Annotated in this window: 10 protein-coding genes; 9 read left to right on the top strand and 1 reads right to left on the bottom strand. The window is 40.7% G+C overall.

Annotated features, from left to right (window positions below; all coding sequences use genetic code 11):
- The first annotated feature begins 1 nt into the window (after position 1).
- From CDH51_RS05060 to lpxB, 9 genes are all read left to right on the top strand, one after another.
- Complete coding sequence (locus CDH51_RS05060) at positions 2–1,924, top strand: OmpA family protein (RefSeq protein WP_100627523.1); 1,923 nt, start codon at positions 2–4, stop codon at positions 1,922–1,924.
- Between the two features lie 460 nt (positions 1,925–2,384).
- The gene (locus CDH51_RS05055; RefSeq protein ID WP_100627522.1) at positions 2,385–5,366 is read left to right on the top strand and encodes a SusC/RagA family TonB-linked outer membrane protein; all 2,982 of its coding nucleotides are present in this window, start codon (positions 2,385–2,387) and stop codon (positions 5,364–5,366) included.
- 13 nt (positions 5,367–5,379) lie between these two features.
- Positions 5,380–6,822: a RagB/SusD family nutrient uptake outer membrane protein gene (locus CDH51_RS05050; RefSeq protein WP_100627521.1), complete on the top strand. Its 1,443-nt coding sequence runs from the start codon at positions 5,380–5,382 to the stop codon at positions 6,820–6,822.
- Between the two features lie 16 nt (positions 6,823–6,838).
- The gene (locus tag CDH51_RS05045) at positions 6,839–7,666 is read left to right on the top strand and encodes a hypothetical protein (protein ID WP_157807043.1); all 828 of its coding nucleotides are present in this window, start codon (positions 6,839–6,841) and stop codon (positions 7,664–7,666) included.
- Positions 7,667–7,839: 173 nt separating this feature from the next.
- Positions 7,840–11,301, top strand: a complete 3,462-nt coding sequence (locus CDH51_RS05040) for a S8 family serine peptidase (protein WP_100627519.1) — start codon at positions 7,840–7,842, stop codon at positions 11,299–11,301.
- Positions 11,298–11,999 carry a hypothetical protein gene (locus CDH51_RS05035; RefSeq protein WP_100627518.1) on the top strand — a complete coding sequence of 234 codons (702 nt, stop codon included), beginning with the start codon at positions 11,298–11,300 and terminating at the stop codon, positions 11,997–11,999. The genes CDH51_RS05040 and CDH51_RS05035 overlap by 4 nt, the downstream gene beginning before the upstream one ends.
- A gap of 108 nt (positions 12,000–12,107) precedes the next feature.
- Complete coding sequence (locus tag CDH51_RS05030) at positions 12,108–12,527, top strand: 6-pyruvoyl trahydropterin synthase family protein (RefSeq protein ID WP_024281785.1); 420 nt, start codon at positions 12,108–12,110, stop codon at positions 12,525–12,527.
- A 175-nt stretch (positions 12,528–12,702) separates the two neighbouring features.
- Positions 12,703–13,065 carry a four helix bundle protein gene (locus CDH51_RS05025; RefSeq protein WP_232724748.1) on the top strand — a complete coding sequence of 121 codons (363 nt, stop codon included), beginning with the start codon at positions 12,703–12,705 and terminating at the stop codon, positions 13,063–13,065.
- Positions 13,066–13,113: 48 nt separating this feature from the next.
- Entirely contained in the window at positions 13,114–14,226 is a 1,113-nt protein-coding gene (gene lpxB / locus CDH51_RS05020) for a lipid-A-disaccharide synthase (RefSeq protein ID WP_100627517.1), read from the top strand.
- A gap of 101 nt (positions 14,227–14,327) precedes the next feature.
- On the opposite strand, the gene CDH51_RS05015 is transcribed toward lpxB, so the two are convergent.
- Positions 14,328–15,110: a prohibitin family protein gene (locus tag CDH51_RS05015; protein WP_100627516.1), complete on the bottom strand. Its 783-nt coding sequence runs from the start codon at positions 15,108–15,110 to the stop codon at positions 14,328–14,330.
- Between the last annotated feature and the right edge of the window lie 129 nt (positions 15,111–15,239).

Genomic DNA, 15,239 nt, shown 5'->3' with positions numbered 1-15,239 from the left:
CATGCGCCCTCTTCTTATCCTTTTTGCAATGTTTATGATTAATGCTACTGCCTTTGGTCAGGAGTTTTCGATCATTGACGGAAGGGCGATTAAATTTTACAAAGAAGGAGAGCAACTGATATTGGAGAGAAAATATCCTGAAGCCATAGCCCGATTTCAGGATGCCATCAATCGGGAAGGATCTTTTTTGGAGGCCTATGTCAAGCTTTCGCAGCTCTACATTACTTTGGGGGATTTAGAGTTGGCAGAACAAACTGCAGCAAAAGGAAAGAGTAGACTGGCTGGTAAAAACGCCAAACCTAAGCATGCTGCTGATATCGGTTGGGTCTATTCAAACATTTATTTGAAGAAAGGTGAGTTCCAGAAAGCATACGATCAATTCATGGAGGTTGACCCTTTGCTGGATGATTCATTCCGGTCTCATATGTACTATAAGGAAATGAAAGCCCAGATGGAATTTCTCAAGGGGCAACTCGGGAAAGAAATGTCCATTGGCAAAGAGATGCTTTCAGACCCGTTGAATCGGTTTAAACTGCAATATTTCCCTGTACTCACTGCCGATGGGAAGCAAATTTTATTTACCAAGCGAGACGGTACTGGCAATTTTGACAAGGAAGATATTTTTACCTCTTTTTTAAATGAAAGTGGAGAGTGGTCCCTACCAGTAGGAATTTCAGATAATATCAACTCAGGCTTTAATGAAGGGACTTGCTCGGTCACTGCCGATGGAAATATATTAATTTACACTTCCTGTGATGCGCCAGACTCTCAGGGAAGCTGTGATTTATATGTGGCCTACAAAGTCAATGATCGATGGCAGCGTCCTCAAAACATGGGTAAAAATGTCAACTCCCGATCCTGGGACTCTCAACCTTCCCTTTCGGCTGATGGTCGGGTCTTGTTTTTTTCTTCGAATAGGAGAGGAGGCTTTGGAGGAAATGATATTTGGTACTCGGTAAGAATGAGCGATGGATCTTGGTCGGAGGCCAAAAATCTAGGGGAAGTGATCAATACTCCCAAAGATGAGATATCGCCTTTTATGTTTTTTAATAATGAGATCCTATTCTTTGCATCCAATGGCCATCAAGGATTTGGTGGGATGGATATTTTTCTTTCGAGAGTTAAGGATGGAGAATTTTCAGAGCCAGAAAATCTTGGTTTACCCATCAACGATCAATTGGAGCAAGTTGCCTTATTTATCACGGCTCAGAAAGACTATGCCTACTTTACAGAGTTGACTTCAAAAGAAAGTGATAATGACAGGGCATTGCTTTACCGCTTTAATTTCCCAAAAGAGATTTATCTGGGTGATAATCTCACCGTAACGGGCGGAAAAGTCTTTAATTCCAAAACAGGCGAGCCTATCGATGCGACTTTGTCTTTGGTCTCATTGACTAATGATAGTACGCTTTACGAGTTTCGCGCCGATGGTAAAACCGGGGAATTCATGATGCTTTATCCTGAGAAGTCTATTTCAGGTCTTTATGTAGAAAAAAAGGGCTATTTGCCCAAAATATATAATGTGCAGCGAGATAGTCTTCAGAATGTAGAGGATATGGAAATTTCCCTCACACCGGTCGAATCAGGAGAAGAGTTTGTTTTCGAAAACATATTTTTTGACTTCGATAAATTTGATCTCAAACCCGAATCTTTGAGTTCCTTACGTCGATTGGTGAAGTTTTTAGATGAGAACCCTAATGTAAACATCATGATCACAGGGCACACGGATAATGTCGGAAGCTCCGCCTATAATCAGAAGCTAAGTTTGCAAAGGGCAGAGAGTGTTCGAGATTACCTTGTAGAGCATGGTGTATTGTCAGGAAGGGCGATGGTAGAGGGAAAAGGAGATCGTGAGCCGATGGTTCCAAATACCAATTCAAAAAATCAGGCACTAAACCGTAGGATTACAATACGGATTCTATAGTTTTCTTACGAGTTATTCCTAGAATTTTATTTTGTAATAAATAAAAAAACCTATTTTACATTTTTAGAGTATTAAAATACATTTTTAAAAGTTTTATAAAAGTGTATAAAAACATGAGTAAAAAGATATAATTACCAATATTTTATAATAAAATTCTGTAAAATAATTCTTTTGAAGAATAAAGAATTGATGAGCTGGTTTTTCAAAGATTTTTTAAACTTTTTTAGCAGGCTGATTTGGGAAATTAACTTTTGTTAACATGAGGATAACAAAAACAATATTTTGATCACCTGTTAATATCAACGGTAATTTAAAATTTTATTCTGGTTTAAGGAGTCTTGACCATATTTACCATTGGTCTTTTTACTAAAACAATTATGATTTTTCTAAGTAATGCTCTTGGGATATTCAAAGATATCGAATATCATTGAGTCTATTTTAAACCATAATCAAACCAAATATGAGGAAAGTTTTACTTCTAGGACTCATGCTATTCTTGGGCAGCGCTGTGGTGTTTGCTCAAAATCGCGTGATCACTGGTACGGTTACCTCTTCGGAGGATAACTTAGGAGTACCAGGTGCGACTGTTCTGGTGAAGGGAACGACAATCGGTACAGCTACCGATTTAGATGGTAATTTCTCCATCTCCGTCCCTGCCGGAAGCAATGTATTGGTCTTTAGCTTTGTAGGCTTAAGACAACAGGAAGTGACCATTGGAAACCAAACCACTATCAATGTGGTGATGGATCCAGATGTTCAGGCCCTATCAGAGTTTGTGATCACCTCTTATGGTGACCAATCTAAAAGAGAAATTACCGGTGCGATTGCCTCTGTAAAAGGAGAGGTATTCGAAAACCTTCCGGTACAATCATTCGACCGTGCGATGCAAGGTCGTATCGCTGGTGTACAGGTAACATCAACTTCTGGAGCTCCAGGTAGTACACTTAACGTACGTATTCGTGGTGTTGGATCAGTGAACGCTGGTAACGAGCCGCTTTACATCGTTGATGGTGTGCAATTAGGAACTGGTTCACTTTCAGGACAAGGATCTCAAAACGCATTGGCATCTATTAACCCTAATGACATCGAGTCTATTGAGGTATTGAAGGATGCAGCAGCAGCTTCCATTTATGGAGCTCAAGCAGCAAACGGTGTAGTTTTGATTACTACCAAAAAAGGTAAAAGAGGAGCTACACAAACCAAAGTAACAGTACAGGAAGGTATTGTGCAGCCATTGAACCTTTATGAAGTAATGGACGCAAGACAACTTGCAGGCATCAAAAGACAAGCCTTTATCAATGCTGGTTTGAACCCTGCTAGTGCAGCTGCTACTTTCGGTGATCCTGAGGATCCAAATTTGCAATCATACGATTGGGTAGACGAATTGTATAGAAATGCTCGTCTGTCTGTTTATGACCTAGCGGTTTCAGGTGGTGACGAAAAGACTCAATTCTATCTTTCTGGATCATACACTGATCAAGAAGGACAAATTATCCAGTCTGACTATCAAAGAGCTACTGGTCGTTTGAATGTGACTCACAGACCAAACAAGAAGTTGACAATCGCAGCAAACTTGTCTTTGGCATACCAGAGAACATTCGGTACGATTGCCAATGGTAACTTCGTAAACGGTCCATTCTCAGCTGGTTTCACCATGCGTCCAAATGTTCCGATTTACAATGAAGATGGATCTTTCAAAGCTGATTATCCTTCAAACCACAACTTCGGATATAACATCGTTCAAGGTGTTTATGAAGAATTGAGAAGAGGTACTTCCGTTCAGACTGTTTCTAATTTGCAGTTGAACTATCAAATCACTCCTTGGTTGTCTTGGACTTCTTACTTCGGTATTGACTTTGCTGATAACAGAGACGAAAACAACCGTCCATCTACTATCCCAGTATTCTCTTCTTACGGAGGTCAGTCTTTCTATGCGGATAGAAGAACCAACAACTTCAACACAAACCATAACTTGAACTTCAACAAGAAATTCAATGATGTGCACACTGTTACAGGTTTGTTAGGTTACGAATACAAAGGATTCCAAACTGAAGAGACTACAGCTACAGGTCGTGGATTTGCTAATCCTACCTTGAGATATCTTCAAAATGCTGCAACTCCATTTGGAGTAGGTGGCTTCTTCACTGAATTTAAGCGTGTTGGTTTCTTTGGTCAGGTTAAGTATGACTACGATGACAGATATACTGCTGACTTTACAGTACGTAGAGATGGTCACTCTCGATTCGGTGCTCAGAATCAGTGGGGTACTTTCGGTGCGGCTTCTGTTGGATGGAGAATTTCATCTGAGAGCTTTATGCAAGACTTGACTTGGTTGGATAACTTGAGACTACGTGCATCATTTGGTGTGACTGGTAACTCAAACATTGCCAACTTTGCATCCAGAACTCTAGTTGGAAATACTGGACAGTATCTTGGATTTGGTACTTTAGGTCTTTCTCAGTTGGGTAACGACTTGTTGACATGGGAAGAGTCAGTAACTACCAATATTGGTTTGGATTGGACATTGTTCAATGGCCGAATCATTGGTACTGTTGACTTCTGGAGAAGAGATTCTGAAGCCCTTCTTTTCAACACGCCACTTCCAATTGACTCTGGATTTGGAGGAATTACCAGAAACACTGGTAAGTTGAGAAACCAAGGTATCGATATTGACTTGCAGACTGTAAACGTCGTAGCAGGTAAGTTCCAGTGGAGCACGGCATTCAACATTACTTTCTTGGAGAACGAACTTCTTGAACTTTATGATGGGCTAGACAGACTTGGAAATAACCTTATTGTAGGCAGACCAATCTCTTTCTGGTATACTCATCAGTATTTAGGTGTAAACCCGGCAAATGGTCGTGCTATGTATGACGACGGAAATGGTGGATACACTTACATCGTAGGTGAATCAACACTAGGTTACAGAGGAAGTGGATTCCCAGGTAGCTACGGTGGTTTGGCCAATACCTTCTCTTACGGTCCGCTTTCATTGGAAGTATTCTTCCAAGGACAGTTTGGAAACTTGGCAGGTAACCAAGATATGTTCAATCTTGAAGACTGGGGTGCTTCTCAAGGTAACTTGAGAGTTAACCAACTGGATTACTGGAGACAGCCAGGGGATATCACTACAGTAGGTCGTCCATATGAAGGTGGTCAGGCTCCAGGTGAGTCAAACATTGACACTTTCTCTACTCGATTCTTGAGTGATGGTAGCTATGTGAGATTGAAGCAGGTTACATTGAACTATGTACTTCCTTCTTCTGCAGCTCAGAAGATCGGTATGCAAGGTTTGAGCGCATTCGTTCAAGGATTGAACTTGGCAACATTTACTAAGTACACTGGACAGGATCCAGAAGCGGTAGGTATTGCAGAGAACGTTTCTATCGGACGTTTCCCAAATGCTAGACAGTTTTCGGCAGGTGTAACGCTAACCTTCTAATTCGAAATCAGATATGAAAAATATAGTAAAAACAATGGTATTGGGTGGGGCTATTTTAGCAGCATCCTGTACAGATCTAGAAACACAGCCAAGGCAAAGTTTGACACCAGAGACTGCCTTTGCTGATGTAGATGGAATGGAGGCTTTAGGGTTAACAGCTTATGGTACCCTAAGGGACTTCAATAGATACGGACAGCAATTAATTATTGCTCCCGAAATCATGGCAGATAATCTTAGAATCATCGCCAATACAGGTCGATATATCGGTCAGGAACAAAATACAGACCGAGCTCACATGGGAATCTGGAATGGTGGTATGTGGTCAGGAATTAATACCACGAATATCGTTCTTTCACAGATTGATGATGAAGAAGCGATCCCAGGAGATGCTGCTCAGCGTCAGCGGGTAAAAGGTGAAGCTCACTTCCTCCGTGCTTTGATGTATTTCGACATGGCTCGAATTTACGGATATGAGCCAGGTAAAGAGGTGAATGGCTGGGATAAGGCAGTTATCTTGAGAACAGAGCCTACCCTAGGTTTCTCAAATGCAGATTTCAGAGCTCGTGCTACAAACCGTCAGGTTTACGATCAAGTAATCGCGGATTTACAGGCAGCTATTAATCTATTACCTAATGCCTCTTTGGGTTCTGCAAATGTATACCGTGCTAACCGTGGTGCAGCTCAAGCCTTATTGGCAAGAGTTTATTTGTATGACTCCAAGTTTGCTGAGGCAGCTGCATCTGCTTCCGCAGCTATGGCTTCCTTTGGCCTAGCGGATGATGGTACTGGCCTTGCGACTCCTGAAAATTACATCGCAGGTTTCTCCACAGCTCCAAATCCAGAATCTCTTTTCGAAGTAGAAATCAGAGCAAATGACTGGTCTACAGTGGATGGTGTTAACAACTCAGTATCTTCTTTGACAGCAAATGTGTTTGCCTCAGCTCAGTTCATCGCAACTGCGACTGATGAATTAATCGAATCTTATGATGAGAATGATGTAAGAAGAGACGCATGGGTAGAGACTACTCGTACAGGTTCTGATGAGACTGTTTATCGTTCTGCTAAGTGGTTGGGGCACAAAGGAGATTTCTTAGAGAACCTACCTCTAATTCGTGCAGCAGAAATGTACTTGATTCGTGCAGAGGCTCGATACAGAACTGGTGATGAGGCAGGTGCAAGAGCTGATCTAAATGCACTTCGAGCAAATCGTGGTCTCGAGGAATTTCCGATTTCAGCATCTGGACAGGCTTTGTTTGAAGCAATTATGTTAGAGCGTAGGCAAGAATTTGCATTGGAAGGTCACAGATGGTTTGATCTTAAGCGTAATGGTTTGCCAATTACAAAAGCTGGTCGATTTGAGACTATTCCTTACGAAGACTACAGATTGTTGCCGCCGCTCCCAACAGGTGAACTATTGTTGAATGATCAGTTGGAGCAGAACCCTGGTTATAACTAAAAAACAGAAATCAATCATGAGAAAGATATATAACTATCTAGCAGTTGTCCTTGCCGCAGTGGTAATGACTTCCTGCTTCGACGATCCGGGGAGAGATGTATTCTTTTCAGGCAATGAGGTGGAATTCAATGCTGGTAATCTACCAAATGGTCTAACCACCACTCAGGTGAGAAGAAATGCAGAGCAAACCGATCAATTTGATATTCAAGTCAATCGTGTTTCCACTGATGCATCTAGTGCAATCAACATCACCATTGGTGTTGACCCTGCTTCTACTGCAGTACAAGGTGTACATGTAGATTTTACTGGTACTACCGTGACTATCCCTGCCGGGGAGTTTATAGCGACTTTCCCAGTCACCATTCTTACTGGAAACATAGATCCTTCTGAATCACCAGTATTAGGATTGGTTATGGAGTCAGCTACAGGTGCTGAGGTTTCAGATAACTATGGAACATTGGATTTAAATATTAATGTAATATGTGAGTCTAATATTTCCACAGCTGCTGATACTTGGACTGCTACTAGTGATTCACGATTTGGTACATTTACTTCAACCGTGACTGTAACTCCTGTAGATGGAGCGATTGGCGAGTATGTGGTTTCTGATATTTCTGCTGGTCTTTACGCAGCCTTTGGCTTCGGTACCGTTCAGCAGGCGATCTACGGAGACAACTGTAATGCCTTGACCTTCTTAAGACCTGGTCAGAGAGAATTCAATATTTCTGCGCCAAGAGTAGAGCCTTTAGTTGGAGCATTTGATCCAGCTACTAACACGATGACAGTTTATTGGAGTGATCCAAACAACAACATCGATGGTACTACGGTCTTGGTGAAAGATTAATTCACAACCTTTAACATGAAAAAGGAGGGGAAACCCTCCTTTTTTTGTTTTAAAAGTGCAATTCATCAAAAGTTTTAAGACTTATTGATGACTATGTTTTATTTTTAGCTAATTATTTTCAAAAAAATAATTGAGAATTAAACCCAAGTGTAAGAGTGGAAGTTTGAATAAGTATGAGGAGAAAAATTACCCTATTAACCTGTGCCTTTGTAATAGCACTTGGTTCGCAGATTAGCGCTCAAGACAATAAGAGCAAAGAAGCCCTACTTCAAAAAGCAAGAGAAACTGTAAAATCCAGTCTTCAACAAAGACTAGATAAACTGCGCTATATACCGCAACCTAATATTTCTCAAAAGTTCAGCTACCTGAATGCAGATGGAATGCTTGTTCTTGAGGATGGTTTTACTTCTAAGATTCAATATTTGGATGAATCAGGGGCTCCAGTGCTATATGCCCCACATAATACAAATGCAGCCATAACCACGGGTGCTGTTCACCTTCAACCCGGTGGAGATTTGGGTTTAAATCTGACAGGAAAAGGGCTGACGGTCGGTGTTTTTGATCAGACACGACCAAAGCCTGACCATGTTGAATTTGGAGGTAGATTAACACAAATTGATGGATCCTCAGAAGATCTCAGTACGCATGCAACTCACGTAAGTGGTACGGTAATGGGAGGGGGAGCTAACTCTCAAGCAAAGGGAATGGCCTATGAAGCCACAGGATGGTCTTTTAACTGGGACGCAGACATTTCCAAGATGAATGCAAATGCTTATGACCCTGCCACCAAGCCCAATGGAATGCTGATTTCTAATCATTCCTATGGTATTGTCCTTGGCTGGAGAAGTAATGGAGGGTCTTGGACTTGGTTTGGCAACGCTAATGTTGATCCTGACAAGGATTGGAGATTTGGATTTTATTCCACCAAGAGTCAGGCAATAGATGAATTACTTTTTACTAAACCTTACTACTCTGTAGTTTGGTCAGCAGGAAATGATAGAGATGACGTAGGAGACGGTACCCGTGATCCAGACGGCCCAGATGATACTATCGGTCCTGAAGGTGTCGCAAAGAATAATTTTGCGATTGGGGCGGTAGAGCGAGTACTCGATTACAAGTCTCCTCAAGATGTACAAATGAGTGGATTTTCTTCTTGGGGTCCTGTAGATGATGGTAGGATTAAGCCAGACTTGGTGGCCATGGGCGTCAATGTATTTAGTGCTTCCATCGGTCCTCAAGGAGGGGATAGTTATGCAAGCCAAAGCGGAACGTCTATGGCTGCACCTAATGCAACTGGGTCAATGTTTTTGCTTCAGCAATTGTACTCAGAGCGAAACTCAGGGAGATTTATGCTCTCTTCTGCCTTGAAAGCTTTGGCTATTCATACCGCAAAGGAGGCTGGTCCAGCTCCAGGGCCAGATTATATGTTTGGCTGGGGGCTCCTGGATGTAAATGCTGCAGCTAAAATTGTTTTAAACGAAGACGGTTCTTCACAATTTATCAGGGAAGAACTTCTTGCTGATGGAGAGGTACAGGAATTTGATTTTATCTCTGATGGTGTCACCCCCATTCGAGTGACTATAGCTTGGACTGATCCTGCGGGCTCACCTCCTGGACAGTCCAATAATCCAACCGATTTGATGCTCGTTAACGACTTGGATCTTAGGATTTTTGATGAGGATGGAAAAGAGTTTTTTCCTTGGTCTTTGGATCCCTCATTGCGTGCAGGAGCACGAGGAGATAGAACGAAAGATAATTTCAGGGATAATGTTGAACAAGTCTTGATCGATGCTCCTGAGGCAAAACGCTACACTGTACGGGTAAGTCATAAGAATTCACTTGAGTTTGGAGTACAGCAGTATTCCATGGTATTTACAGCCGGAACTATTGATGGAGCTGAAGAAACGCTTTATTGGATAGGTGGGACGGAAGGTTCTTGGAATGAGGGTAATAACTGGTCTTTGACTCCTCAGGGAAGTCCAGCCGGAAAGATTCCTTCAAATGGAACTCGTGTGGTATTTGAAGGTACTGAAGGAGGAAACACCGCCGTCAATCTTTCTGCTTCGGTAAATGCCTTCAGTGTGAATTTATTCGGAGATCAGGTCGTGACTTTTGATCTGGGAGGAAATAATATCAATGTGACCAACGGATTCCGCGTTAGCAATCAAATCACAGAGATCCGAAACGGTACATTGACCTTTGAAAATGACCTTTCTAATGCACAGATTATTGAATTTGGTCAAACAGCGTTTGAAAATGTAGGACTTAATTTCAATACAGGAAATTGGAGATTAATTGCAGCGGAAAAGCTAGGAGATGTCCGGATCGATGAGGCCAATCTTGAGGTAGCATTAGAGTCATTGGAGGTGAATTTGTTAGAGATGGTAGGTGCTGGTTCTATTGACGGTAGCTTTACCTCAATCACCTTTGAGGAAGATTTTATTGCTGAACCACAAGCAAGCATCAAATCAGATATCAAAGCAATATTTACGGGAGAGAACGGGCTGTTTAATCAACTTGCATCTGAGAATATTACCGAATTGGACGTTCAATCGGGCGAGTTGACCTTGTTAAGTGCAGGAGTAGACAAAATCACTGCATCTAACTCTACTGTTCTTTTAGATCGAGAAGTTTTGACAATATCTGAATTGGCCTTGGGAGAAGCTTCCGTCTTTGACTTAGGTCCTTCCGGAAAATTGACAATTTTGGAGAATATTTCTGCTAATGCCACTTCTGACTTAGGGGCGAAGATTCAAGCAGGGAATAAAGGACAAATCATACATAATGTCTACCGAAAGTACTGCTTTGAAAATCTAAGCGTTGAAAATGTTGATCTAGAAGGAGATGCAATTATCAATCTTGGTACGGATGCTGAGATTACTAATTCGGATGGATGGTTGACTCAAAATTGTGAGGATGTGCTTTTCGCAAACTTCACGGTACAATATCCTTGTGCAGGTGCTGCAGTTACATTTGACAACCTGAGTGAAGGTGCTATTTCTAACTTTAGCTGGGACTTCGGTGGTTTAGGCGAATCAGAGTTGGAAAATCCATTCTTTGTATTTGATACTCCGGGGTCTTACACAGTTACTTTAACGATATCAAATGATGATGGATCTACTGTTTTTGAGCAGGCTGTTGAAATTGGAAGCAATGATTTGACAAAACCGGAGATCGTAGCAAATGGGACGACCTTAACCTCTCAGCAACCCGGAAATGCATACCAGTGGTATCTAAATGGAGTCGCAATATCAGGCGCAACTTCCAGGTCTATCAATGCTGAGTCAGATGGGTCTTACCAGGTGGCAATATTTAATGATATTTGCAACCGTGTTTCCGATCCGGTGGTGATTTCTTCGATACCAAACCAAGAGCAAGATCTAGCTCGATTTGGAATATTCGTAGGACCTATTCCATCAGATGATAAAGTCAAAGTTTATGTTTCCAATACCTATCGTGGTCCGCTGACTCTTTCCCTAGTTGATATGGCAGGAAGAGAATATCGTAGGACTGAGGTCGGTAAAAACACTGATGAACTTGAAATCGTAATGAACCTTCCTGCTAGACAGGGACTTTACATATTGAAAATCAATACCAACAATTTAACCTTACACAAAAAAGTAATTAAACAATGAGAAAACTATTAGTAGTTCTGTTCCTTTTTTTAGCCAATTCAAGCTTTGCGCAGATTGCAAACTTTGATTTGAATGGAGCACCGGCACGAATATCAGGATATGACGGTGTTGAGGGTTCTCCCTACCTATTTGCTGATTGGTCTAGAGCAGATTTATCGCTTAGTAATGCAGGATTAAAAGAGAATGTCGCTTATCGATTCAATATTTATGAAAATGAACTTGAGGTAATCAATGAAGCTGGAAATAAGATTTATTTGAATAAGTCTTATGTGGAGTACGCCATGCTGGAAAGACCTTCTATCGTGATAGCAAATAATACTGAAGAAGGGCTTTTGACAAGATTGCTTTTCAAGAAAGGCTATGATATGATTAATGGAGTGAAAGCTACTGATCTTGTCAATGTGATTGCTGAGGGAGAAAAGTATACCTTGGTTCGTAAATTTGTTACCGATTTAGTAACACCACCTAAGAATAGCTATGCTCCCACAGCTGGTCGAATGTTTGTTTTTGAGGAGAACTTCTATCTGATTGATGCAAATAACAATGTCAACTCTGTTCGAAACAAGACAAATAACATCATCAAATCTTTGAATGAAAAGGATCAGGATTTAGCGAAGCAAATTGTAAAAGACAACAAATTGAATCTCTCCAGAGAGGATCACTTGGTGCTCTTTTTCCAAAAGCTTAACGAAGCCTAATCGATTTGAAATCAACCTAGAAGCCCCGGGTAAAACCGGGGCTTTTGTGTTTTTGAGGATTTTCTATCTCTGATCTTTTGGCTACCTTTGCAGCGAATTTTATTTCAGATGATTTACGTTTGTAGAAAAGAGCATTTCAACGCCGCACATAAACTTTGGAATCCAAACTGGTCCGAAGAGAAAAATTTTGAGGTTTTTGGTCCCTGTGCCAATGTGAACTGGCATGGACATAACTTTGAGTTGATTGTGACGGTAAAAGGAATTCCTGATCCAGAAACCGGTTTTGTGGTAGATTTGAAGGATTTGAGTAGTTTGATCAAAAAGCTGGTTATCGATAAAGTAGATCATAAAAACCTAAATATGGACGTGGATTTCATGCAAGGAAAAATGGCTTCATGCGAAATCCTAGTCATGGAGTTTTGGAAGATATTAGAACCTGCAATCAAAGAAATCACTCCCAAGGGAGGTTTACATAAATTGACACTTTACGAAACCCCGAGGAACTTCGTGGAGTATCGAGGAGAGTAAGGTTTCTACTTTGGTTTTACCACAGAGAATTTGTTGATTTTTTGTAAGTAGTTAGTGGTGAATAGTGAGTGGTTCTACCCGTTTTTCAATTCTACTTGGTATTTTTGATGTTTTTACTGATTTTAAGGTTTCCTTCAATCAATTTTTGTAAAAGTGGGCTTTGTTAAAAACTACTATGAACTTGATGTTTATAAACCGTCAAGAGAGCTTGCAAGAGATGTTTTCCTCATTTCTAAAAAAATTTCCAATTGAAGAGCGATTTTCACTTACAGATCAAATTCGAAGGTCATCTAGGTCCGTTGGTGCACAGATTGCGGAATCATGGGGTAAAAGAAGATACGTAAATCACTTTATTTCAAAATTAACAGATAGCAATGCCGAGCAGTATGAAACTAGACATTGGATTGAAGTAGCATCAGATTGTGGTTTAGTTTCTGATAAAGAAGTTCAAGATATTCTTGAGAAATGCGAAGCAATAAACATCAAGTTAAATGCAATGATTGCAAAAGCTGATCAATTTTGTTTCATTAAGAAATAATCGATTAACTCAGACTACTTACCTTTTACAATTTACTATTTACAGCTATTGAGAAAAGTCTATATCATTTCCGGTGAGCGCTCAGGCGACTTACATGCCTCGAATTTGGTCCGGGCCATGCACAAGCTCGATACAACTATTCAGTTTAGAGGAATGGGCGGGACTTATTCCCAAGAGGCTGGAGTAGATTTAGCTGTTAACTATTCAGAAGTAGCCTTAATGGGGTTTTTGGAAGTAGTATTAGGCTTTCGGAAAGTACTCAAGTACCTTAAACTAGTGAAGGATGATCTGAATGCTTTTCAACCTGATGCCTTGATTCTAGTTGACTATGGGGGCTTTAATATGAAAATTGCAGCCTTTGCTAAGGAAAAAGGTATTCCCGTTCATTATTATATCCCTCCTAAAGTATGGGCTTGGAACCAAAAGCGGGCCCTGAAATTGAAGGCAATCACCGATCAGATTTACAGCATTCTGCCTTTTGAACCTGACTTTTTTAAGCGTTTCGAAATGGATGTGGAATACGTAGGGAATCCCCTTTTTGATGAAATAAAGAAGTTTACTCCGCATGAGTTCTTTTTTCAAAAAAATGAATTGAGCTATGTACCGATTATTGCACTTCTTCCAGGAAGTAGAAAACAGGAAATAAGTGCGATGCTTCAAGAAATGGTAAACCTGGTTAGCAAGTTTCCAAATGCTCAATGGGTAGTGGCAGGTGTTGATAGCTTGGATTCTGAGTTATATGAACCTGCAAGAAAGGCCGGAATCAAGGTGATTTTCAAACAGACCTATGATTTGCTATCCCATGCGACCGCAGCAGTAGTAACCTCTGGTACTGCTACACTGGAAACAGCTCTTTTTCGCGTTCCGCAAGTTGTCGTTTACCGAACATCACCCATATCCTATGCCATCGGAAAAAAATTGATCCGTGTTCCATTCATTTCCTTGGTCAACCTTATAGCCGAAAGAGAGGTAGTGAAAGAGTTGATTCAGGGCGAGTTTTCGGCTGAAAATATTCAAGCCGAGCTTCAGAGGATTCTTTATAACCCTGTTTATAAAGGGCAGATGCTACAGGGATACGATGAAATCTTAGAAAGGCTAGGGAATAAATCTGCCTCGGAGACGGTTGCGGAGCATATTTCAAAATCTCTTCTTTCAAAATAGAAGAATCCTTCGAGAAATTTATTTCAAGGTTCTTCAAAATGCAGTTTGGTCAACAAGTATTAAGTTCTAGTTTTATTGGAGAAGAATAAATCTGATGTTGGTTATTTTTCTTGAGGTGTATTGATCAAAAACGGTGCTTTTCCATCCGTAATGATGATTTTTGTATTTGGAGAATTCGCTAACTCTCGAAAGGCTTCTATGCTTCTAAGTTCGATAATTTCTCTTACCAGACCTTCTGCTAGGATAATTTGTGCAGCCCGGGTACCTTCTGCTTCAATCCTTCTTCTTTCAGCCTCCTTGCGTTCTCGCTCCAGAATGAACTCCATTTGCTGAGCCTCTTGCTCTGCTTGTAATTTTCGCTCGATAGCACGGCTTAATTCTTCGGGCAGCTGAATGCTCTTCATCAAAACTCTTTCCACCACAAAACCTCGATCCCTTAAAGATTCGTGCATTCTATCCTGAATCTTGTTTTCTATCTCTGACCGCATGCCTGAATGCATATCTTTGGCCATATACTGAGATGTTATATCTGCTGCCGCCGAGCGAAACACGTTCATAATTAACACTCGCTCATAGTTTTGACCGACATCCTCTAGGATGAAAGGAACCTTATTTTTTTCGATGCTATATAGAATAGAAATCTCTGAATCTATTGTCAATCCTTCCTTACTGGGAAGGCTAAGCTGCATTTCCTGATTGACTGTGCGGATTGGTACCTTGATGATTCGAGTAGTAAAAGGATTAAATCCTGTCATTCCGGCTTCCAGAATCGCTGGATTTAATTTCCCAAATTTACTTTTCACCCCTACTTCCCCTTGTCTAATTACAGCACAGGAGGAAAGCATAAGTGTAACTAAGGATGCTACAATAACAGGATTTTTCATATAAATTTTATTTAGTCCCAGAAATCATTAATCTTATTACGTAATTATCTTTGGGATAGGTTGCTCTTTATTATTTCTTTTTTTTCGAATTCACCAAGATTTGATCATATATTGAGCATGGATAGATCA

The organism is Algoriphagus formosus (assembly GCF_002807035.1).
Lineage (GTDB): Bacteria > Bacteroidota > Bacteroidia > Cytophagales > Cyclobacteriaceae > Algoriphagus > Algoriphagus formosus.
The sequence above is the reverse complement of the archived record's forward strand: the minus strand, read 5'-3'. Positions and strand labels throughout refer to the sequence as shown.

What these genes read in the sequence shown, in the direction of transcription:
- CDH51_RS05035 (WP_100627518.1), top strand. Translation starts at nt 11,298, where the DNA reads ATGAGAAAACTATTAGTAGTTCTGTTCCTTTTTTTAGCCAATTCAAGC.
- CDH51_RS05015 (WP_100627516.1), bottom strand. Translation starts at nt 15,110, where the DNA reads ATGAAAAATCCTGTTATTGTAGCATCCTTAGTTACACTTATGCTTTCC.
- CDH51_RS05055 (WP_100627522.1), top strand. Translation starts at nt 2,385, where the DNA reads ATGAGGAAAGTTTTACTTCTAGGACTCATGCTATTCTTGGGCAGCGCT.
- CDH51_RS05025 (WP_232724748.1), top strand. Translation starts at nt 12,703, where the DNA reads ATGAACTTGATGTTTATAAACCGTCAAGAGAGCTTGCAAGAGATGTTT.
- CDH51_RS05050 (WP_100627521.1), top strand. Translation starts at nt 5,380, where the DNA reads ATGAAAAATATAGTAAAAACAATGGTATTGGGTGGGGCTATTTTAGCA.
- CDH51_RS05030 (WP_024281785.1), top strand. Translation starts at nt 12,108, where the DNA reads ATGATTTACGTTTGTAGAAAAGAGCATTTCAACGCCGCACATAAACTT.
- CDH51_RS05045 (WP_157807043.1), top strand. Translation starts at nt 6,839, where the DNA reads ATGAGAAAGATATATAACTATCTAGCAGTTGTCCTTGCCGCAGTGGTA.
- CDH51_RS05040 (WP_100627519.1), top strand. Translation starts at nt 7,840, where the DNA reads ATGAGGAGAAAAATTACCCTATTAACCTGTGCCTTTGTAATAGCACTT.
- CDH51_RS05060 (WP_100627523.1), top strand. Translation starts at nt 2, where the DNA reads ATGCGCCCTCTTCTTATCCTTTTTGCAATGTTTATGATTAATGCTACT.